Origin of the sequence: Saccharothrix sp. ST-888, from assembly GCF_000955975.1 — a bacterium.
In the GTDB taxonomy this organism is placed as follows: domain Bacteria; phylum Actinomycetota; class Actinomycetes; order Streptomycetales; family Streptomycetaceae; genus Kitasatospora.
The window spans coordinates 26,590-46,168 of record NZ_JYJF01000052.1 but is presented as its reverse complement, the minus strand read 5'-3'; the positions used below and the strand labels follow the sequence as shown (position 1 = coordinate 46,168).

Genomic DNA, 19,579 nt, shown 5'->3' with positions numbered 1-19,579 from the left:
AAGGCCAACCGGACCCTCGGCGGCGGCCGGGCCCGGCAGGCGCTGGAGAAGGACTACCGCGCCTTCGTCACCTCCGCCTCCGCCCGCGCCGCCTACAAGCAGCTGGTGACCGCGCTGGCCCGGCGCGAGGGCGGCCCACTGCTCTTCCACTGCACGGCCGGCAAGGACCGTACCGGGTGGGGTGTCAGCCTGATCCTGCTGCTGCTCGGCGCCGACGAGCCGACCGTCCGGGACGAGTACCTGGCGGTCGGTCCGGCGGTGCGCGCGGCCTTCGCCCCGCAGGTCGCGGCCTTCACCAGTGCGGGCGGCGACCCGGAGATCGCGGACGCCGTGCTGGGCGTCCACCCGTCCTATCTGGCGGCGGCGATCGAGACCATGACCGAGATGTGGGGCGACGCCGAGAGCTACGCTCGCGCCGGCCTCGGCCTCAAGGACGAGACCGTGGACGCGCTGCGCGCCCGGCTCACGGTCTGACCGGCCCGCCGACCGCCGTAGCCCACAGCCCGCTTCCCGTGGCCCGATCCCCCGCTGCGCCCCCGGCCGAGGGGCGGTTCGGGTGGCCCGTTTGGCCGTACTGTCGCTCGGCTTTCGAACTCCCTTGCGGTCAGGGCGGTTTGACCGGCTCGGAATCCCGGGGATACCTGTCCATGACAAACAAATGCGAGGTTCCTGACGGTCCGTCCACCCCACTGGAGGTCCCGTGTCCCTCGGCCCGTACGCGCCCGAATTCCTGCCCCACCAGCGGCACTCGGCGACGTCCGCGCATGCCAGATTCGGCGACCGGCTGCGGCACTGGCGACGCCTGCGCGGGCTGAGCCAGGCAGAACTCGGCCGCCGCCTCGGCTACCACGACTCGCACATCAGCCGGGTCGAGACCACCCGCCGCTGGCCGCCCGTCGGGATGGCCGAGCGTACCGACCGACTCCTCGACACCGGCGGGGAGTTGAGCTTCCTCTGGCCCGCCGTGGACCGTGAGCGACGGGCCCTGCGCAGGCGCCGGAGCACCGACCGGGTCGCGCCGGAGGCGTTGCAGCAACTGCTCGGCGCCGCACGGCTGGCAGGCTGGTCGCCACTCGGCACCAACGAGGCCGCATACGATCAAGTGATCAGCACCGTCATGGAGTTGCTCAATGACGGCGGCCGACCGGGATCACCCGCGTAGCAGCCGCGCCGGGCGAGGGCGAGAGCCGGCCCTGCCGCTCCGGCCCGACGACCGTGCCCCCGGTGCCTCCCGCGATCAGTGGGAGGCACCGGGGGCACAGCAGCGGTACTCAGAGTCGGTGCTCGGAGTTGGTGCTCGGAGTTGGTGCTCGGAGTTGGTGCGCGGAGTCGGTGCGCGGAGTCGGTGCGCGGAGTCGGTGCTCAGAGTCGGGCCGCTGCCGCCGCGATGGCCGAGGCGTACGTGCTCACCTGGGTGTACACGCCGGGGTAGCCCGCTTCGGCGCAGCCCTGACCCCAGCTGGTGATGCCGACCTGGATCCAGGCCCCGGCCGCATCGCGGCGGAACATCGGCCCGCCGGAGTCGCCCTGGCAGGTGTCCACTCCGCCCGTGGCCTGGTACCCGGCGCAGATCGAGGCACCGGCGACCAGGCCGGGGTACGCCGAGCTGCAGGCGGTGTCGTCGACGAACGGTACGGACGCCTTCTGCAGGTACCGCTGCTGGCCCCCGCCCTCCGAAGTGGCACCCCACCCCGCGATGGTGAAGGTCCCGCTGTCGTACGCCGTGCTGCCCGCGATCGGCAGGGTGGTGACCGCGCTACCGGTGACGGGCGAGGCCAGCTTGATCAGCGCCCAGTCGTTGCCGTTCTCCGCCCCCGTGAAGGAGGGCGCCTGGTAGACGTACGACGACCGCACCTTGATCGCGCCGCTGCTCTGCAGATCCACCGCGCCGGCGGTGGCGGTGATGCCGCTGTTGCTGCCGGTGCCGTCGACGCAGTGTGCGGCGGTCAGCACGATCTGCCGGGTGTAGAGCGCGCCGCCGCAGCCCATCGAAAGCCGCACCATGAACGGGAATTCGCCCTGACTCGCCCGCGTGCCACCGACCACGCCCGGCGACGGCGAGGGCGAGGACGCGTGCGCCGGGAGCACCAGCGCACCGACGGCGAACACCGCACTCGCCGCCACCGTGAACCATCGAGCAAGCTGACGTCTCATCTTCTCCTCCACCACAGACCGGGGCCCATCGTCCGGAGGCCCAGCATCGAGTCCGGGCCCGGCCGCCCGACAGGGCCGGGACCCTGCCACCCGCGACTGGCAGAAGTCGAAAGAAAGGTCCGGCCCAGGGGGTGCGTTCGCCCCGGCACAGGCGGAGGATCGGGACGTGACCATGGATGACACCGCCGGCGCCCTGCGCCTGGGCACCGCACAGGGCCGCTGGGTACTGCTCGCGACGGCCCTCGGATCCGGTATGGCGATGCTCGACGGCACGGTGGTGAACGTCGCCCTCCCCCGCATCGGCGCCGACCTCGGCGCCCCGATGGCCGCGCTCCAGTGGACGGTCAACGCCTATCTGCTCACCCTGGCCGGCCTGATCCTGCTCGGCGGCTCGCTCGGCGACCGCTACGGCAGGCGCAAGGTCTTCCTGATCGGGGTCTGCTGGTTCGCCACCGCCTCGGCGGCCTGCGCCATCGCGCCCGGGATCGAGGTCCTGATCATCGCCCGCGCCCTGCAGGGCATCGGCGGCGCCCTGCTGACCCCCGGCTCGCTCGCGATGCTCCAGGCCTCCTTCCGGCCGGACGACCGGTCGGGGGCGGTCGGCGTCTGGTCGGGCCTGGGCGGGGTGTCGGCAGCCGTCGGGCCCTTCCTCGGCGGCTGGCTGGTGGACGGTCCCGGCTGGCGCTGGATCTTCCTGCTGAACGTGCCGCTCGCCGTGGTCGTCAGCTGGGTGGCGATCCGTCATGTCCCGGAGAGCCGCGACGAGCGCGCCGCCGGCCGCTTCGACGTCCAGGGGGCGGTGCTCGCCGCGTTCGCCCTCGGCGGGGTCACCTACGCGCTGACCGAGGGCGGGCGGGGGCTGTCCGCCGTGGCCGGGGTGCTCGGCCTGGTGTTCGCCGTGCTCTTCGTGCTGGTGGAGCGGCGCAGCCCCAACCCGATGCTGCCGCTGGAGCTGTTCTCCTCCCGCCTGTTCACGGCGGTCAACCTGGTGACGCTCTGCGTGTACGGGGCGTTCAGCGGGATCTTCCTGCTGCTGATGGTCCAGTTGCAGACGGTGGCCGGGTTCGCACCGCTGGAGGCGGGCATCTCACTGCTGCCGACCACCCTGCTGATGCTGGCGTTCTCCGGCCAGGCCGGGAAGCTGAGCCGCCGGATCGGCCCCCGGCTACCGCTCTTCGTCGGCCCGCTGCTGTGTGCGGGCGGCGTGCTGCTGATGCTGCGGATCGGCGTCGGCGCCTCGTACTGGCGCGACGTCCTGCCGGGCGTGGTGGTGCTGGGCGCCGGGATGACCACGCTGGTGGCGCCGCTGACGGCGACGGTGCTGGCCGCCGTCGAGGTACGCCGCGCGGGCATCGCCAGCGGCGTCAACAACGCGGCCGCCCGAGCGGCCGGACTGTTCGCGGTCGCCGCCCTGCCCGCGCTCTCCGGCCTGACCGGCGAGGCGTACCGGGTACCGAGCGAGGTCGACAGCGCTTTCCGTACCGCGATGCTGATCTGCGCCGGGCTGCTCACCGCAGGCGGTCTGCTCGCCCTGGCCACCGTACGCGGCGACGCCCTCGCGCCGGACCACCCGACCGCCGAGCCCGACTGCGAGTGGTACTGCGGGCCGACCACTCCCCCGCTCGATCCCGGTCACCAGGCCCGCCCCGAGTGAGGACGGCCGGGCGCACGGGGCGCGGGCGGTCAGCCCTGCTTCTCGCCGGCGATCGCCTTCAGCTGCACCATGCCGAGGCGGGCGAAGAGCACCGACACCGGCACCTCCTTGGCGCCGCTCGGAACGTTCAGGTGCTGGAGCACCACGTGGTAGCCGTCCTGCGTACCGAACGTGGCGGAGCTGCCCGGCGGCAGCAGCACACCCACCGGCGGGACGGTACCGCCGTTGCCGGGCGCCTTGAGCACCGAGCCGCCCATCACGCTGGAGGAGATCATCACCAGGTGCTCGGGAATGGAGCTGTCGTTGTGCACCACCATCGCCAGCTCGCCCTCACCGTCGGCACCCGGCCGGACGGTGGCGCCGGTGATCGTGACGGCGGGCATGTCCTCGGTGCTGCCGACCTTGACGGTCAGCTGCCCGGGAGCGGAGGACTCGCTCACCGCACGGGTCGGCACCGGCGCGGCCTTGTCGCCGTCCGAGCAGCCAGTGGTGACCAGCGCGCCGACCGCCAGCAGGGCAGCCACCCGTACCGTCCTCGCCGACCCGGTCCTTCGTCCCCCCGACTGCTGCCACCAACGTGTGAGCTGCGCCCGCATGAATGCTCTCCCCTTGTGTTCGGTCCAGTGCATCGTAGGTGCCCTTATGCGGCGGCGACTCACCGGAACCACGCGCGAGGGCCCCGCCGGAACGGGGCCCTCGTCACCTCGGATCCGTCGCCGGAGGCGTCAGAGAATGTCGCCCGGCGCGTACTTCGCGGCTGCGGGGTAGGCGGCCGCGACGGCCTCGATCCGACGCGCGATCTCGGCGACCTGCGCACCGGCCGCGCCGGTGAAGGAGAGCCGGTCGGCGAGCAGCGCGTCCAGCTCGGCCCGGTCCAGCGGGATCCGGCCGTCGGTGGCGAGCCGGTCCAGCAGCGCGTTCTCGCGGGCACCCTCGCGCATCGCCAGCGCGGAGGCGACGGCGTGCTCCTTGATGACCTCGTGCGCGGTCTCGCGGCCGACACCGGCCCGCACCGCGCCCATCAGCACCTTGGTGGTGGCCAGGAACGGCAGGTAGCGGTCCAGCTCGGCCTCGACCACGGCCGGGAAGGCGCCGAACTCGTCGAGGACGGTCAGGAAGGTCTCCAGCAGACCGTCGAAGGCGAAGAAGGCGTCCGGCAGCGCGACCCGGCGGACCACCGAGCAGGAGACGTCGCCCTCGTTCCACTGGTCGCCGCCCAGCTCGGCGGTCATCGACGCGTAGCCGCGCAGGATGACGGCCAAGCCGTTGACGCGCTCGCAGGAGCGGGTGTTCATCTTGTGCGGCATGGCCGAGGAGCCGACCTGGCCGGCCTTGAAGCCCTCGGTGACCAGCTCGTGACCGGCCATCAGCCGGATCGTCTTGGCCAGGCTGGACGGCGCGGCGGCGAGCTGGACCAGGGCGGTGACCACCTCGAAGTCCAGCGAGCGCGGGTAGACCTGGCCGACGCTGGTGAGCACGTTGTCGAAGCCGAGGTGGCCCGCCACCCGGCGCTCCAGCTCGGCGAGCTTGTCGGCGTCGCCGCCGAGCAGGTCCAGCATGTCCTGGGCGGTGCCGACCGGGCCCTTGATCCCGCGCAGCGGGTAGCGGGCGATCAGCTCCTCCAGGCGGTGGAAGGCGACCAGCAGCTCGTCCGCGACGGTCGCGAACCGCTTGCCGAGGGTGGTGGCCTGGGCGGCCACGTTGTGCGAACGGCCGGCCATCACGAGCTCGGCGTGCTGGGCGGAGAGGCTGCCGAGGCGGACCAGGACGGCCACCGTACGGTCGCGGACGTGCTCCAGGGACTGCCGGATCTGCAGCTGCTCGACGTTCTCGGTGAGGTCCCGAGAGGTCATGCCCTTGTGGATCTGCTCATGCCCGGCGAGCTCGCTGAACTCCTCGATCCGGGCCTTGACGTCGTGCCGGGTGACCCGCTCACGGGCGGCGATGGAGTCGAGGTCGACCTGGTCGACCACGCGCTCGTAGTCGGCGACGGCGGTGGCCGGCACCTCGATGCCCAGGTCCTGCTGGGCCTTCAGAACGGCGAGCCAGAGGTGGCGCTCAAGAACCACCTTGTGCTCGGGGGACCACAGCTGGGCCAGGGTCGCCGAGGCGTACCGAGAGGCCAGGACATTGGGAATCTGGGGCTTCGCGCTCACGCTTCGCAAGCCTAACAGTCGAGGTCAGCCGGATCGTCGGCGCACTCGGGCCTGCCGGACCGGGCGCGCCTCGGACTACCGGAGCACCTCCACGACGACCCGGCCGGCCAGCTCCGCCCTGCCGTCGGCCACCGCAGCGGGGTCGGTCTCCGCCGGCCGACCGGGGTGAAAGGAGAGCAACCCCGATCTACTCGCGCCGCAAGGCAGTTGACGGGTGCCTCGGCCCGGGGATCCACGCTGCCGGCGGTCCGGGACGCGGGCACCTCCATCGCTGGTGGTGCCCGCGTCCCGGTCCCCGGCCGTATCCGCTACTCCGCAGCCGCCGGGCCGCCCGTGCCCCGACCCCGGCGGCCGAGCACGACACCCGCCAGGCCACCGGCGATGCCGACCACGATGCCCGCGACACCGAGGCCGCGGGCGGTCGCGTCACTGCCGCTCCTCGCCGCCGGGCTCTGCCCGGCCGGGTCGGCCTGGCCGACCGTCCCGCTCACGGCGGCGGTGAGGTGGAGGACCGGTGCCGGGTGCTCCGGCTCCGCCTGTCCGGCCTTGGGCTCTTCGATCCAGCGGACGATGCTGCCGTCGCTGTAGGTCTGCAGGGCCTTGAAGACCACCGCGTCGGTGCCCCCGGGGAGCGCGCCGAAGTCGACGGTGAAGTCCTGGAAGTGGCCGGGGGCGATCCGGCCGCCGGTCCAGACGATCTGGGAGACGACGTCGGTGATGTCACCGTCGTCGGTGTGGATCGGGGTGGCGAGCTTGGTCGTCCGGATCTGGTCGGTCCAGCCGGGCACCGGTGCGACCAGGGCGGAGGGGATCGGGTGGTCGGTGGGGAAGTCAATCTCGACCGTCACCGTGTCGGCCTTCTGCTGTTCATTGGGCACGCGGAACGCGAACGTCTGGTCGGTGGCGTCCTTCGCCACGCTGGACGGCTGCACGGTGACGTGGGCCGACGCGGGCACGGCGGCCAGCAGTACGGTCACGGCGCCCAGGGCGGTCGCGGCGGCCGCCCGGCGGGTACGGGTCTTCAGGGGGATTCGCATGACTGTGTGGACTCCGAACGGGAGTGGGCACGCAGGCACCGGCGCACGGGCGGGCAGCCGGGCGGAACCGGCGGCGGCGCCCGTGGCAGGCGATACGTGCGGATGTGGTCAGGGCCGACGGCGGCTGTCGACGGGCTCGGGTTTCGGGCCGGTCAGACAGCCGGCACGACCGGCGGCCCGCGCCTGACCACGAAGTGCCGCAGCAGGGCCGACGACGGAAGCCGCCATCGGCTGTCGGCGGCCGCCCGGCGCACGGCGGGCAGCCCCCGTCGGCCGCCGGGGCCGTTGTCCAGGGCGGCGATCAGCGCGAGGACCGCACGCAGCGGCACGGCACAGGCGTACGCGGTGGCCGAGGCGGCCCGAGCGGTGCTGCGGACGATCCGCCAGACGGCCCGCTCACCCCGGCGCAGCCACCAGCCCGCCGCGAGGGTCGCGGCGAGGTGGCCGACGAGCATGGCGGGACTCAGTCCGAGGAAGGCCGCGTGACACCAGACGGCAGCGTGCGCGGTGGCCGCGAGCGGGGCGTGCGGACCGAGTACGGCCGGTGCGACCGGTGCGCCGATCCGGGTCGCCGCCGGACCGGCCCGGCCGCCGACGGCTCCCGCCATGCCCGGCATGGCGGCCATCCCCGGCATGGCGGCCATCCCCGGCAGCTGCGCCGTGGCGGGTGTGCCGGGCAGCTGCTGGGACCGTTGCAGCGACTGCGCGGTGTGGAACAGGACATGCAGGCCCAGCTGGCCCACGGCAAGCCCACCGGTGATCGCGGACAGCGAGCGTTCCCGCCGGGCCGCAGCGGTGGCGGCCAGGCAGGTGAGGAGCCAGCCGAGCAGCACCACACCCGGCGGCGGCGCACTGCCGGACGCCACGGTGTGCCCTGCTGCGGCCAGCACGACGCAGACCGTCGCGAAGGGCAGGGCCCGCAGTACGCGAAGGTCGAAAGCGGCGGCACGCACCGACGCGGGCGCGGCCTCGGGTCCGGCAGCAGACATGGCCGGGCCATCATGGCATCCCTGTCCGTGGCACCGGACGCGGTCCCCCGAACCGTGCCCGTCCCGAGACCGGCCGGGGCCGACCGCACGCCGTCCCTACCTCGGACCCACCCGCGGGCCGGTGCCGCTGCCGACCGGACCGCGTACCCGAACTGCCCGGCGGCTACTGGCCGGAGAGCAGCGGAAGCACCTGGCGGCAGAGCGACTCCAGCGCGGCCCGCTGCTCGTCGTCCAGGCTGGCGAAGGCGGCACGGGCGCGGCTCATGTCCTCGCGGATCCGGCCCAGCACCGCACGGCCCTGCTCGGTGATCGCGACGATCTTCACCCGCCGGTCCGCGGCCGCCGCCTCGCGCTGCGCCAGCCCCAGCGCCTCCAGCCGGTCCACGATTCCGGTGACGTTGGAGGCGTCACAGCCGAGCCGTCCGGCCAGCGCGCGCATCGGCACCGGCTCCTGGACCGACTTGAGCGCCTTCGCCTGCGAGGAGTTGAGACCGTGCTTGGCAGCGGCAGCCGCGAAGTCCTGGAAGTACGCGGCGCCGACGGCGGCCACCACCTCCATCAGATCGGCGGTGGTCGGTGCGCTACTGGTCGCTGTGGAGCCCATGGTGGTCAGGTTACGCACACATGCTTCAGTTACTCCAGCTTTGATCACCACAAGCGACTCTCCGCAACCAGATCGTTCCCTTACGCGGTCGGCGGCCCCCGAGGTACGAGGGGCTGCGCAACCGACCGCAGCGCGTCCGCAGGCAGGCTCGCGCAGGGCCCCGAGCCCGCTGTCAGAGCACCAACTGCTCGAACAGCCTCCGCAGTTCCCCCTCCGGGTCGCCGGTCAGCCCGGTGTGCACCGGCCCCGGCTGGATGATCGCGCTGCGCGGCGCGGTCAACCACCGGAACCGCTGCCCGGGACTGTCCGCCGCAGCCGGACCGGCCTCGGGCCCGCCCTCGCAGACCGCCTCGATCCCGCGCAGCGCCCGCCGCACGCCCGCCACGTCCGCCACCGGGTCCAGCGCGAGCAGCCGCCCCTGGTCGAGGTGGGTGCGGGCCGCCAGGTGCGCGGCGCGGCGGCAGTAGAGCAGCACGCCGATGTTGACGCACTCGCCCCGCTCGACCCGGGGGACGGCGCGGATCACCGCGTACTCGTAGTCATGCAACTCGACGCCCTCGTCCCCGCTCGTCGTCCGGTTCACGCTCCGGCCCAGCCCCTCGTTCGTGTTCATCCGGCCGTCTCCGGCAGCCAGTCGCGCGGTCCCGCCAACCGGGCGGTCAGCCGTTCCAGGTACGCCTCCCGGACCGCCAGGGCGTCGTCGAAGCCCGGTTCGTCGGTCAGCCACTCCTCCGGGATCGCCTCGACGGCCGGCGGCAGCGCCGTCTCGGCCAGTGCCGCCAGCTCCTCGTCGACCGCCTTGAGGTCACCGGCGGAGCGCAGCAGCGCGTGGTCCGAGGCGTCGTACGGCTTGCGCGGCCAGTTCGCCGAACCCGCCCAGTGGTGGTGGAAGATCAGGCTGGCACCGTGGTCGATCAGCCGCAGGCCGCCGGTGGCCATCAGCAGGTTGGGGTTGCGCCAGGACCGGTCCACGTTGCCGATCAGGGCGTCGAACCAGAGCACCCGACCGGCCAGCTCAGGGTCGACCTCGAAGCAGAGCGGGTCGAAGTTGAGCGCACCGCTGACGAAGGCCATCCCGAGGTTGACGCCGCCGCTGGCGCGGATCTGCTCCTGGATCTGCTGCTCGGGCTCGCTGCGGGCCAGCACCGGGTCGAGGTCCAGCCGTACCAGCTCGGGCACCGGCAGCCCGAGCCGCCGGCCCAGTTCACCCGCCAGCACCTCGGCGACCAGCGCCTTGCGCCCCTGGGCCGCGCCGGACCACTTGAGCACGTAGAGCCGACGGTCGTCGGCCTCGACCAGGCCCGGCATCGAGCCGCCTTCTCGCAGTGGCGTCACGTAGCGGACCGCCGTCACCTCGGTGAGCATCCCGCCAGCCTACCGACCCGTCAGCCGTACCCCGCCCAGCCCGCTGCGGTGGCAGGGCCCGAACGGTCGTGGGACCGTGGCGAGCAGTTGTCACAGTTGTCCTGGTATCGCACGGACCGGCACGCAAGGGATGGACGATGGAGCGACCTCGGATCCTGATAGTCGGCGGCGGCTTCGCCGGGCTTGAGTGCGCGCGCCGCCTGGAACACAGACTCGCGGCCTCGGAGGCGGAGATCTCCCTGGTCACACCGTTCAGCTACCAGCTCTACCTGCCCCTGCTGCCGCACGTGGCGGCCGGGGTGCTCACCCCGCAGTCGGTGGCGGTCTCGCTGCGCCGCACCCTGCACCGCACCCACATCGTCCCGGGCGGGGCGATCGGGGTGGACCCGGTCGCCAAGGTCTGCGTGGTCCGCAAGGTCACCGACGAGGTGACGGCGCTCAGGTACGACCACCTGGTCCTGGCGCCCGGCAGCATCACCCGGTCCTTCGACATCCCGGGCCTGACCGACTACGCGCGCGGCATGAAGTCGCTGGCCGAGGCGGCCTACGTGCGCGACCACGTGATCGCCCAGCTCGACCTCGCCTCGACCACCCTGGACCAGCGCGAACGGGAGTCCCGGCTGCAGTTCGTGGTGGTCGGCGGCGGCTACGCGGGCACCGAGACGGCCGCCTGCCTCCAGCGGCTGACCACCGCCGCGACCAGGCGCTACCCCCGGCTGGACCCCGGCATGATCAAGTGGCATCTGATCGACATCGCCCCGAAGCTGATGCCCGAGCTGGGCGACAAGCTGGGGACCACCGCGCTCCAGGTGCTGCGGGCCCGGGGCATCGAGGTCTCGCTCGGTGTCTCGGTGGCCGAAGTCGGCGCGGAGACGGTGAAGTTCACCGACGGCCGGGTCCTGCCGTGCCGCACCCTGATCTGGACCGCCGGGGTCACCGCCAGCCCGCTGATCGGGACGCTGGATGCCGAGACGGTCCGCGGCCGGGTCGCGGTCACCGCCGAGATGCGGGTGCCCCAGTTCGAGTCCGTCTTCGCGCTGGGCGACGCCGCCGCCGTGCCCGACCTCGCCAAGGGCGACGGCGCGGTCTGCCCGCCGACCGCCCAGCACGCCGCCCGCCAGGGACGGCTGGTGGCCGACAACCTGGTCGCGGCACTGCACAACGAGCCGTTGCAGCCGTACTTCCACCGGGACCTCGGCCTGGTGGTGGACCTCGGCGGCAAGGACGCGGTCTCCAAGCCACTGGGCGTCGAACTCAAGGGCGTCGCAGCCCAGTTGGTTGCTCGCGGATACCACATCATGGCGATGCGGACCAATGCCGCCAAGTTCCGGGTCGGCGCCAACTGGCTGCTCAACGCGACCGCCGGCGACGACTTCGTCCGGATCGGCTTCCTGGCCCGCCAACCCGCCCGGCTGCGCGACTTCGAGTACACGGACTCGTACCTGACCAGGGACCAGGTCCGCGAGCACGCCCAGTCCCTGCTGGCCAGGGGCTGACCGCGGGCGGCCGGCCCGAGCCGGGCCCGGCCCGAGCCGCCACCCGTACGAGTGAAACCGGCGCGCCACCCTGACACCGGCGCTCCCGTCCTGACCTGCGCGGGAGCGCCGACACGCGGGCCGAGTGCCTGGACGGCCGCAGGCCGCCGGGCCACTAGCGTCCTGCGGCATGCGATCTGCCCCGTTGCCCCGCCGCCGTACCGTTCTCGGTGCCGCCGCCCTGGCCACCGCGACCGCCGCCCTCCCCCGCTCCGCCGGAGCGGCCGGACTGCCGTCCGACGCCGAGGTCGCCAAGGAGGTCCGCACCGAGTACCTGCACAGCTGGGAGGGGTATAAGCGGGCGGCCTGGGGCTACGACGAGGTGCGGCCGGTCTCGGGCGGCCGGAACGACTTCTTCGCCAGGGGGCACAGCTTCGGCCTGTCCATCGTCGAGGCGCTGGACACCCTGTGGCTGATGGAGCAGGACCAGGAGGTGGCACTGGCCGCCGACTGGATCGAGGCGCACTTCGACCCGGCCGTCGACGCCGAGGTCCAGGTCTTCGAGGCGGTGATCCGCCTGGTCGGCGGCCTGCTCGCGGGCTACCTGTGCACCGGGCGGCCCAAACTTCTCGCCCGCTGCCGGGAGTTGGCCGACCGGCTGCTGCCCGCCTTCACCCGCTCCCCCAGCCGGCTCCCCTACCGCTACGTCAACCTGCGCACCGGAGCGGTCTCCGGCTCCACCAGCCCGCTGGCCGAAGTCGGCACCAACCTGCTGGAGTTCGGCCTGCTCAGCCGGCTCACCGACGACGACCGGTACTGGAGCGCGGCGAAGACGGCCGCCCGCGCGGTGGTCGCCAAGCGCTCCTCGCTCGATCTCCTCGGCACCTCGCTGGACATCGAGTCGGGGCGCTGGACGGACGGCACCTCCGAGCTGCCCAACCCGCCGGTGGACTCCTTCTACGAGTACCTCTGGGCCGGCGGCGAGCTCTTCGGCGACGCCGACCTGCGCGGCTGGTACCGGCTGCTGACCGATGCCGCGCTCAAGTACCAGGCCGAGCAGCAGGGCGGCCACCTCTGGTTCCGCCAGGTGGACTTCAGTACCGGGAAGGTCACCGGGCGCGAGCAGTCCGAGCTCGGCTCGTTCTACGCCGGGCTGCTCGGCAAGGGCGGCGACCTGGAGAGCGGCCGCGCCTACTACCGCTCCTGGACCACCCTGCTGGACCGCTACCAGCTGCTGCCCGAGCTGGTGGACTACGCGACCGGCCATGTCCGCAGCCCCCGCAACGACCTGCGGCCGGAGTACGCCAACTCCGCCTTCGACCTGTGGCGGCTGACCGGCGCGGACGAGTACCGGCAGACCGCGTACCGCTACTTCCAGGCGGTGCAGTCCAGGCAGCGCGTCTCGGGCGGGTACACGGTCACCGAGGACGTCACCGCCTCGCCGGTCCGGCTCGGGGATCTGACGCCCGGGTACTGGTTCGCGGAGAACCTCAAGTACCTCTATCTGATCTTCGCGGCGGCGCCGCGCTTCGACTACCGCACCGGCCTGCTGTCGACCGAGGGGAAGCTGCTGCGCGGCGCCGTCCGCTCCTGACGGCGCCGGCTACTCGGCCGTCAGGTACATCCCGGAGGCGTCCCGGCCCGCGGTGTTGCCACAGGCGTAGTTGCCGCCGGACTTGGCGTAGAGCAGGGCGAGGCAGCGGCCCAGGGCGAGCTGGCCGTAGTAGTTCGGGTGCATCGACTCCTGGGTGGTGCCCTGCGAGGCGCTCAGTCCGGCGTCCACGAAGCGGGCCCACTCGCTGGTGGTCGCGGAGGGCTTGACGGACGGCGAGGCGAGGCTGGTCGAGGTGGAGCAGACCTCGCGGCCCTGCAGGGTGTCGCGCAGGTCGAGGAACTGCACGCCCTTGTCCGCCGCGACCTGGGCGAGCGCACTCGACACCTGGGGGGTCATCGAGTCCCTGGCCCAGTCGGCGTCGGTGTCCCAGAACGGGCAGCCGCCGGTGTTCGCGCGGGTCCAGCCGCTCTCCGGGTAGCGCATCTCGCTGCTGCGCGGGATCGGCGACGGATAGGACTGGAGCACCAGCCGGTAGTCCCCCGAGCCGTAGCCCGCCGCCGACATCACCGCGCGGATCTCGTCGATCGACTTCGCCACGCCCGCCATCGCGTCCGGCATCGCCGAGTCGATCGCGGACTGCTCGTCGTCACGGCAGGAGGAGCCCCAGATCAGGTAGTCCTCCGCGCAGCTCTTGATCACGTCGGCGAAGCCCAGGTCGTTGCCGCCGATCGAGAGCGTGATCAGCTTGACGTTGTTCTGCGCGGCGACGGTGGCGAGCTGATCGGCCTGCGGCGCCTCGCCCTTGAGGGACTGGCCGCCGTTGGCGGCGCGGAAGATGTTCGCGGTGGTGGCACCGGAGCAGGCGAGGTTGATCTGGGCCTGGGCGATCTTCGCGGTGCGGATCTCGGCGCTGTCGGAACGGTCGCAGCCGCTCGCGAACGTGCTGCCGTAGACCCGGGTGGCGTCGTAGCCACTGCCGGTCCAGGCCCGGTCGGTGCCGTCCCGGCTGCCGCCGGTGGTGTCGCTGCTGCCCTGCCAGCGACCGGCTTCGCCGGAGATGTAGCTGTCGCCCAGCGAGACGCTCGCGGTGGGGCCGGTGGCGGCCTCGGCCGGCGTGGCCAGGGTCAGCAGCGGCACGGCGAGAGCCGCTGCTGACAGCAGGGTGGCCAGTCGTCTGGCGGTGCGGGAACCTTCGGTCGTACAGAACCTATCGAGCACGGCGAAACTCCTGCGGACGGCCTCGCGTACGTGGGGACGGGAGGCGCGGGTGAGGGTGTGTGCCGCCGGCCGGGGGCGCCCAAAATGTGGCATGCCCACGGTTGTTACCGCTAGGTATCGGAAGTGACTTTCTTCCGACTGTCAGACGTGCACGGCCTTCGGAGGGCGGGTTCCGATTTCTGACGTACCGTCAGATCAGCCGTGAGCGACCGCCCGAGGAGCGCAGGATGCCCGCCAGATCGGCCGCCAGGCGGGGTGCCTCGGCCGGGTCGAGACCTGCGGTGGTGATCCGGATCCCGGGCGGCGACTGCATGCGGTAGCGCGCGCCGGGCGCCACCACCCAGCCCGACTGCACCAGGGCCGCGACCACCCCGGGCTCGTCCGGCACCGGCACCCAGACGTTGAGCCCGCTGGCACCGTGCGCCTCGATCCCGTACGCCGCCAGGGCGGCCAGCAGGGCGTCGCGGCGCGCCCGGTACACGGCGGCCACCCGGGAGGCGGGCGCGGCGTCGGTGCGCCACAGCTCGGCGACGGTGCGCTGGAGCAGCAAGCTGACCCAGCCGGTGTCCAGCCGCTGGCGCCCCAGCACCAGGCCGATCGTCTCCTGGTCGCCGATGGCCAGCGAGACCCGCAGGTCCGGGCCGTACGCCTTGGCGGCCGAGCGCACCACGGCCCAGCGCGTCGCGGCGGGCCCGACGAGCGGCAGATAGGGCTGGTCGACCATGCCGTGGCCGTGGTCGTCCTCGATCAGCAGCGCCCCGGGATGCTCGGCGAGCACGGCCCGCAGCGCGGCGGCGCGGGCGGGGGTGAGCGCGGCGCCCGTCGGGTTCTGCGCCCGGACCGTGACGATCACCGCGCGGGCCCCGGCGGCCAGCGCCTCGGCGAGCGAGTCGGGCAGCGGCCCCTCGTCGTCCAGGCGCACGGGCACCGGGCGCAACCCGAGCGCGGGCAGCAGGTCGAGCAGGCTGCCCCAGCCCGGATCCTCGGCGGCGACCGGGTCGCCGGGGCGCAGCTGGGTGGTGAGGATGCGCTCGATCGCGTCCAACGAGCCGGAGCAGACGGCGAGTCGGCCGTCGGGGACACCGTCGGCGAGGAAGGCGGCGCGGGCCAGGTCGAGCAGTCCCTGGTCGGCAGCGGGGTGCCCGTAGAGGACGGGGTCGCGGTCGGCCCGGGCGGCGGCGACGGCGAGGGCCGGGCCGAGGGCGGGGAGCAGCGCGGGGTCCGGGTTCCCGGCGGAGAGGTCGCTGGCGCCGGGCGGGACGGGGATGCGGATCTGGTCGCGCGGGGTGGTGACGGGCCGGGGCCGGATCCGGCTGCCCTTGCGGCCGGCGGTCTCGATCACGCCCCGGTCGCGCAGCAGCCGGTAGGCGGCGGCGACGGTGTTGGGGTTGACGCCCAGCTCCCCGGCCAGGTCGCGCAGCGGCGGGAGGGCGGCACCCGGCGCCAGTTCGCCGGTGTCGACCGCGTGTTCGATGTCGGCCGCGATGTCATTGGCACGGCGTCCCTTGATCCGATAGTCTCCTAGCACAAACCCGATTATGCACTAGTACATAGGGAGATGTCATGTCCGGCAGCTCTTCCGGCGCCACGTACACCCGCAACGAGCGCACCACGCCGACCCGCTACCGCGACCGGGCCACCTGGGAGCGCGAGGCCATCCACGCGATCCTGGACAGCTCGTACATCTGCCACCTGGGCTTCGTCGCCGACGGCGCGCCGGTGGTGCTGCCGACCATCTACGCCCGGGTCGGCGACCGCCTCTATGTGCACGGCTCGACGGGCAGCCGCCCGATCCGCGGCGCCGGTCCCGACCAGGGGCTGCCGGTCTGCGTCACGGTGACCCTGGTGGACGGCCTGGTGCTGACCAAGTCGGCCTTCAACCACTCCGTCAACTTCCGCTCGGTGGTGGCCCACGGCGTCGCCCACCAGGTGACCGACCCGGACGAGCTGGCGATCGCCCTGGACGCCCTGGTCGACCACGCGGTGCCGGGCCGCTCGGGCGACGTCCGCCGGCCGAACGCCAAGGAGCTGGCCGCGACCGCGGTGGTGCGCCTGGTGCTCGACGAGGTCTCGGCGAAGACCCGCGACGACGGCGCGAACGACGACGAGGAGGACCTCGACCTGCCGTACTGGTCCGGTGTCGTCCCGGTCCGCACGGTGCACGACGCCCCCGAGCCGCACTCCTCGACCGCCGTGCCGCTGCCGGACTACCTGCGCGACTTCCGCTGACGGGAGGGGAATCCGATGCTGATCAGACCCTGGGACCGGGGCACCGAGGCCGAGTGGCGCGCCTGGCTCGCGGCCGGCCGCGACTTCGGCACCCTGGCGGCCAACGGCCCGGCGGGCAGCGGCCCGGTCCTGGTGCCCACCCACTTCCTGCTGGACGCCGACCGGGGCGAGATCGTGCTGCACCTCGCCGCGCCCAACCCGCTGTGGGCCGCCGTCCGCGCCGATCCGCAGGTGACCCTCACGGTCACCGACGACTACGCCTTCGCCCCGGGCCACTGGCGCACCGGCGTGCCGACCAGCTTCTACGCCTCGGTCCAGTTCGCCTGCACGGCGGAGATCGTCGAGGACCCGGCGGGCAAGGCGGAGATCCTGAACCGCCAACTCGCGCACTTCCAGCCGGAGTCCCCCGAGGTCCGGGTGACGCCCGGCCAGGAGCCGTACGGCCCGCAGCTCTCCGGGCTGCGCGGCCTGCGCCTCACCGTGCGCGAGGTCAGGGCGAAGTTCAAGTACGACGACAAGAAGCCGGTCGAGGCGCAGGCCGCCCTCGCCGACCGCCTGGCCGAGCGCGCGCAGGGCCTGGACGCCGCCGTACGGGCGCAGGTGCTGCGGCGCAACGCCCTGCGCACCGGCTGCCCGGTCGAGAGCTGACCCGGGCGGTCTTGGGCGGTTCACCCTGAAAGCCGCACAACGCGCAATCGGTGGGCCCGGCTGATGGAATGAGCGGTGGATCTCTTCCATCCGGCCGAGCGGGCGGGCCGTCGACCCCCGGGAGCCCGTCCTGTCCAGCACCTCTCCCACCCAGCAGGCCGACCAGGCCCATCTCGGGCACGTCATCTTCATCTCGGCGGCCGCCGCGATGGGCGGCTTCCTGTTCGGCTACGACAGCGCCGTCATCAACGGCGCGGTGACGGGCATCCAGAAGCACTTCGGGGTCGGAAACGCCGAGACCGCCTTCGTGGTCGCGATCGCCCTGCTCGGCTCGGCCGTCGGCGCGGTGATCGCCGGACGGCTGGCCGACCACCTCGGCCGGGTCAGGACCATGCTGCTGGCCGCCGTGCTCTTCGCGGTCAGCGGCGTCGGTTCGATGTTCCCGCCCTCGATCGAACTGCTGGCCTTCTGGCGGGTGGTCGGCGGCATCGCGATCGGCATCGCCTCGGTGATCGCCCCCACCTACATCGCCGAGGTCGCCCCGACCGCCTACCGGGGGCGCCTGGCCTCCTTCCAGCAGCTGGCCATCGTGCTCGGCATCACCATCTCCCAGCTGGCCAACTGGGCCCTGAACCAGGCCGCCGGCGGCGAGTCCACCGGCCACCTGGGCGGGATCCAGGCCTGGCAGTGGATGCTCGGGGTGGAGGCCATCCCGGCGATCGTCTACGGGCTGATGGCGCTCGCCATCCCCGAGTCCCCGCGCTACCTGATCGCCGACCAGCGGGAGGACCGGGCCCGCGAGGTACTGGCCGAGGTGGAGGGCCCGAACGTCGACCTGGACACCCGGGTGGCGGAGATCCGCGCGGTGCTCGCCTCCGCCCACAAGCCCCGGGCCAAGGACCTGACGGGCGGCCGGTTCGGCCTGCTGCCGATCGTCTGGGTCGGTATCGGCGCCTCGGTGTTCCAGCAGTTCGTCGGCATCAACGTGATCTTCTACTACTCGTCGTTCCTGTGGCAGTCGGTCGGCATCAACGAGAGCAACTCCCTGCTGATCAGCCTCTCCACCTCGATCATCAACGTGATCGGCACGCTGATCGCGATGGTCCTGGTGGACCGGATCGGCCGCAAGCCGCTGGCGCTGGCCGGTTCGACGGGCATGGCGCTCGCGCTCGGCACCGCAGCCTGGGCCTTCTCGCACCGGGTCGGCACGGGCTCCACCGCGACCTTGGCGAACGCCTACGCGACGACGGCGCTGATCGCCGCACACGTCTTCGTGCTCTGCTTCGCCTTCTCCTGGGGCGTGGTGGTCTGGGTCCTGCTGGGCGAGATGTTCCCCAACCGGATCCGGGCGCTGGCCCTGTCGGTCGCCGCCTCGGCCCAGTGGATCGCCAACTGGGCCATCACCGTGAGCTTCCCGAGCCTCTCCGACTGGAACCTGTCGGCGACGTACGTGATCTACGCCTGCTTCGCGCTGCTCTCCATCCCCTTCGTGGCCTACTGCATCAGGGAGACCAAGGGCCGTCCGCTGGAGGAGATGGGCTGACCCGGCCCCCGGTTCCTTCGGACACCGGGCCGCCGACGGCGCAGGACCCGCCGTGCCGCTCACCCGATCGGCCCGGCGCCGGTACCTGGCCAAGCCGTACCCCTGCAATGCATCATGCTGCCCTCGGGCCCGACCCGAGCGCGCTGCCCGCCGCTCACGCGGCCCACCCGACGGAGAGAGGCCATGGGCGGTTCCCGCCAGAACGTCACCTTCCCCAGCAACGGGCGGACGGCACACGGGTACCTCGCCCTGCCGCCCCAGGGGCTCGGCCCGGGGCTGGTGGTCGTCCAGGAGTGGTGGGGCATCACCTCCCAACTGGCCGACACCGTGGACAGGTTCGCCGCCGAGGGGTTCGTCGCCCTCGCCCCGGACCTGTACGGCGGCGAGACCACCCACGACAAGGACGAGGCCGCCCGGCTGCTGCGGCAGCTGCCGGTCGAGCAGGCCGCCCGGGACCTCCGGGGCGCAGTGGACTTCCTGTTCGGCCACCCGCAGGTGGTCGGCGACGCACTGGGCGCGGTCGGCTTCTGCATGGGCGGCGGCTTCGCACTGCTCCTGGCCGCCCAGGAGGGCGACCGGATCGCGGCCGTGGTGCCGTTCTACGGGCTGCCGGGAGATCCGGACTACGACTACCGGGGCCTGACGGCCCATGTGCTCGGCCACTACGGCGAGCGGGACCGCTCGATCCCGGTGGCCGCCGTGGACGAGGCCGCGATCCGGATCGGCGAGGCCACCGACCGCCGCCCCGAAATCCACTTCTACCCGGCCGGCCACGCCTTCATGAACGAGGAGAACCTGCTGGGCACCTACGACGCGCTCCAGGCCCGGGTCGCCTGGCGGCGCACACTCAGCTTCCTCTGGGGCCACCTCGGGTGACCCGGCCGGCCGGGCCCTGCCCGCACCGGCCCGGCCACCGGTAATCGGATGGACACTGCCGGACCGCGGCCACCAT

19 protein-coding genes are annotated in these 19,579 nt (G+C 72.9%); 9 read left to right on the top strand and 10 right to left on the bottom strand.

Features of this window, described 5'->3' with window-relative positions; all coding sequences use genetic code 11:
* The coding region (locus UK12_RS18040) for a tyrosine-protein phosphatase (protein WP_045304039.1) at window positions 1-474 on the top strand (474 nt) is incomplete at its 5' end.
* Between the two features lie 226 nt (window positions 475-700).
* Complete coding sequence (locus UK12_RS18035; RefSeq protein ID WP_045304038.1) at window positions 701-1,162, top strand: helix-turn-helix domain-containing protein; 462 nt, start codon at window positions 701-703, stop codon at window positions 1,160-1,162.
* 200 nt (window positions 1,163-1,362) lie between these two features.
* Here the strand turns inward: UK12_RS18035 and UK12_RS18030 are convergent, their stop codons facing one another.
* On the bottom strand, window positions 1,363-2,154 hold the full coding sequence (locus UK12_RS18030; protein WP_045304048.1) for a S1 family peptidase: 792 nt from the start codon (window positions 2,152-2,154) through the stop codon (window positions 1,363-1,365).
* Window positions 2,155-2,326: 172 nt separating this feature from the next.
* On the opposite strand from UK12_RS18030, the gene UK12_RS18025 reads away from it, so the two are divergent.
* Window positions 2,327-3,808, top strand: a complete 1,482-nt coding sequence (locus UK12_RS18025) for an MFS transporter (protein WP_045304047.1) — start codon at window positions 2,327-2,329, stop codon at window positions 3,806-3,808.
* A gap of 29 nt (window positions 3,809-3,837) precedes the next feature.
* Here UK12_RS18025 and UK12_RS18020 read toward each other — a convergent pair whose 3' ends face one another.
* The 7 genes from UK12_RS18020 to UK12_RS17990 form a co-directional block, all read right to left on the bottom strand.
* Window positions 3,838-4,332: a hypothetical protein gene (locus UK12_RS18020; RefSeq protein WP_045304037.1), complete on the bottom strand. Its 495-nt coding sequence runs from the start codon at window positions 4,330-4,332 to the stop codon at window positions 3,838-3,840.
* A 201-nt stretch (window positions 4,333-4,533) separates the two neighbouring features.
* Window positions 4,534-5,964 carry an adenylosuccinate lyase gene (gene purB, locus UK12_RS18015; protein WP_045304036.1) on the bottom strand — a complete coding sequence of 477 codons (1,431 nt, stop codon included), beginning with the start codon at window positions 5,962-5,964 and terminating at the stop codon, window positions 4,534-4,536.
* Window positions 5,965-6,272: 308 nt separating this feature from the next.
* Window positions 6,273-7,001 carry a YcnI family copper-binding membrane protein gene (locus UK12_RS18010; protein WP_045304035.1) on the bottom strand — a complete coding sequence of 243 codons (729 nt, stop codon included), beginning with the start codon at window positions 6,999-7,001 and terminating at the stop codon, window positions 6,273-6,275.
* A gap of 152 nt (window positions 7,002-7,153) precedes the next feature.
* Complete coding sequence (locus tag UK12_RS18005; RefSeq protein ID WP_045304034.1) at window positions 7,154-7,990, bottom strand: hypothetical protein; 837 nt, start codon at window positions 7,988-7,990, stop codon at window positions 7,154-7,156.
* Between the two features lie 163 nt (window positions 7,991-8,153).
* Window positions 8,154-8,594, bottom strand: a complete 441-nt coding sequence (locus UK12_RS18000; protein ID WP_045304033.1) for a MarR family winged helix-turn-helix transcriptional regulator — start codon at window positions 8,592-8,594, stop codon at window positions 8,154-8,156.
* 172 nt (window positions 8,595-8,766) lie between these two features.
* Complete coding sequence (locus tag UK12_RS17995) at window positions 8,767-9,207, bottom strand: DUF3037 domain-containing protein (RefSeq protein ID WP_082119721.1); 441 nt, start codon at window positions 9,205-9,207, stop codon at window positions 8,767-8,769.
* Complete coding sequence (locus tag UK12_RS17990) at window positions 9,204-9,959, bottom strand: HipA family kinase (RefSeq protein WP_045304032.1); 756 nt, start codon at window positions 9,957-9,959, stop codon at window positions 9,204-9,206. Before UK12_RS17990 ends, UK12_RS17995 begins: the two co-directional genes overlap by 4 nt.
* A gap of 137 nt (window positions 9,960-10,096) precedes the next feature.
* On the opposite strand from UK12_RS17990, the gene UK12_RS17985 reads away from it, so the two are divergent.
* Both UK12_RS17985 and UK12_RS17980 read left to right on the top strand, forming a co-directional pair.
* Window positions 10,097-11,455 (top strand): NAD(P)/FAD-dependent oxidoreductase, encoded by a 1,359-nt coding sequence (locus UK12_RS17985; RefSeq protein WP_045304031.1) that lies wholly within the window; start codon window positions 10,097-10,099, stop codon window positions 11,453-11,455.
* 169 nt (window positions 11,456-11,624) lie between these two features.
* Window positions 11,625-13,028: a glycoside hydrolase family 47 protein gene (locus UK12_RS17980; protein ID WP_045304030.1), complete on the top strand. Its 1,404-nt coding sequence runs from the start codon at window positions 11,625-11,627 to the stop codon at window positions 13,026-13,028.
* Between the two features lie 9 nt (window positions 13,029-13,037).
* On the opposite strand, the gene UK12_RS17975 is transcribed toward UK12_RS17980, so the two are convergent.
* The gene (locus UK12_RS17975) at window positions 13,038-14,207 is read right to left on the bottom strand and encodes a GDSL-type esterase/lipase family protein (protein ID WP_197084962.1); all 1,170 of its coding nucleotides are present in this window, start codon (window positions 14,205-14,207) and stop codon (window positions 13,038-13,040) included.
* 190 nt (window positions 14,208-14,397) lie between these two features.
* Window positions 14,398-15,735 (bottom strand): aminotransferase class I/II-fold pyridoxal phosphate-dependent enzyme, encoded by a 1,338-nt coding sequence (locus tag UK12_RS17970; protein WP_045304029.1) that lies wholly within the window; start codon window positions 15,733-15,735, stop codon window positions 14,398-14,400.
* A gap of 35 nt (window positions 15,736-15,770) precedes the next feature.
* Between UK12_RS17970 and UK12_RS17965 the strand changes: the two genes are divergently transcribed.
* The 4 genes from UK12_RS17965 to UK12_RS17950 all read left to right on the top strand — a co-directional run bounded on the left by UK12_RS17965 (window position 15,771) and on the right by UK12_RS17950 (window position 19,503).
* On the top strand, window positions 15,771-16,436 hold the full coding sequence (locus UK12_RS17965; RefSeq protein ID WP_045304028.1) for a pyridoxamine 5'-phosphate oxidase family protein: 666 nt from the start codon (window positions 15,771-15,773) through the stop codon (window positions 16,434-16,436).
* Between the two features lie 15 nt (window positions 16,437-16,451).
* Window positions 16,452-17,084: an FMN-binding negative transcriptional regulator gene (locus UK12_RS17960; protein WP_045304027.1), complete on the top strand. Its 633-nt coding sequence runs from the start codon at window positions 16,452-16,454 to the stop codon at window positions 17,082-17,084.
* Window positions 17,085-17,163: 79 nt separating this feature from the next.
* On the top strand, window positions 17,164-18,627 hold the full coding sequence (locus UK12_RS17955) for a sugar porter family MFS transporter (protein ID WP_442973816.1): 1,464 nt from the start codon (window positions 17,164-17,166) through the stop codon (window positions 18,625-18,627).
* A 183-nt stretch (window positions 18,628-18,810) separates the two neighbouring features.
* Window positions 18,811-19,503 carry a dienelactone hydrolase family protein gene (locus tag UK12_RS17950; protein WP_045304025.1) on the top strand — a complete coding sequence of 231 codons (693 nt, stop codon included), beginning with the start codon at window positions 18,811-18,813 and terminating at the stop codon, window positions 19,501-19,503.
* The last annotated feature ends 76 nt before the right edge of the window (window positions 19,504-19,579 follow it).

Excerpts from the sequence above, each read along its gene's own strand:
- UK12_RS18030 (WP_045304048.1), bottom strand. The coding sequence starts at position 2,154 with ATGAGACGTCAGCTTGCTCGATGGTTCACGGTGGCGGCGAGTGCGGTG.
- UK12_RS18025 (WP_045304047.1), top strand. The coding sequence starts at position 2,327 with ATGGATGACACCGCCGGCGCCCTGCGCCTGGGCACCGCACAGGGCCGC.
- UK12_RS18010 (WP_045304035.1), bottom strand. The coding sequence starts at position 7,001 with ATGCGAATCCCCCTGAAGACCCGTACCCGCCGGGCGGCCGCCGCGACC.
- UK12_RS18005 (WP_045304034.1), bottom strand. The coding sequence starts at position 7,990 with ATGTCTGCTGCCGGACCCGAGGCCGCGCCCGCGTCGGTGCGTGCCGCC.
- UK12_RS18000 (WP_045304033.1), bottom strand. The coding sequence starts at position 8,594 with ATGGGCTCCACAGCGACCAGTAGCGCACCGACCACCGCCGATCTGATG.
- UK12_RS17995 (WP_082119721.1), bottom strand. The coding sequence starts at position 9,207 with ATGAACACGAACGAGGGGCTGGGCCGGAGCGTGAACCGGACGACGAGC.
- UK12_RS17990 (WP_045304032.1), bottom strand. The coding sequence starts at position 9,959 with ATGCTCACCGAGGTGACGGCGGTCCGCTACGTGACGCCACTGCGAGAA.
- UK12_RS17985 (WP_045304031.1), top strand. The coding sequence starts at position 10,097 with ATGGAGCGACCTCGGATCCTGATAGTCGGCGGCGGCTTCGCCGGGCTT.
- UK12_RS17980 (WP_045304030.1), top strand. The coding sequence starts at position 11,625 with ATGCGATCTGCCCCGTTGCCCCGCCGCCGTACCGTTCTCGGTGCCGCC.
- UK12_RS17965 (WP_045304028.1), top strand. The coding sequence starts at position 15,771 with ATGTCCGGCAGCTCTTCCGGCGCCACGTACACCCGCAACGAGCGCACC.
- UK12_RS17960 (WP_045304027.1), top strand. The coding sequence starts at position 16,452 with ATGCTGATCAGACCCTGGGACCGGGGCACCGAGGCCGAGTGGCGCGCC.
- UK12_RS17950 (WP_045304025.1), top strand. The coding sequence starts at position 18,811 with ATGGGCGGTTCCCGCCAGAACGTCACCTTCCCCAGCAACGGGCGGACG.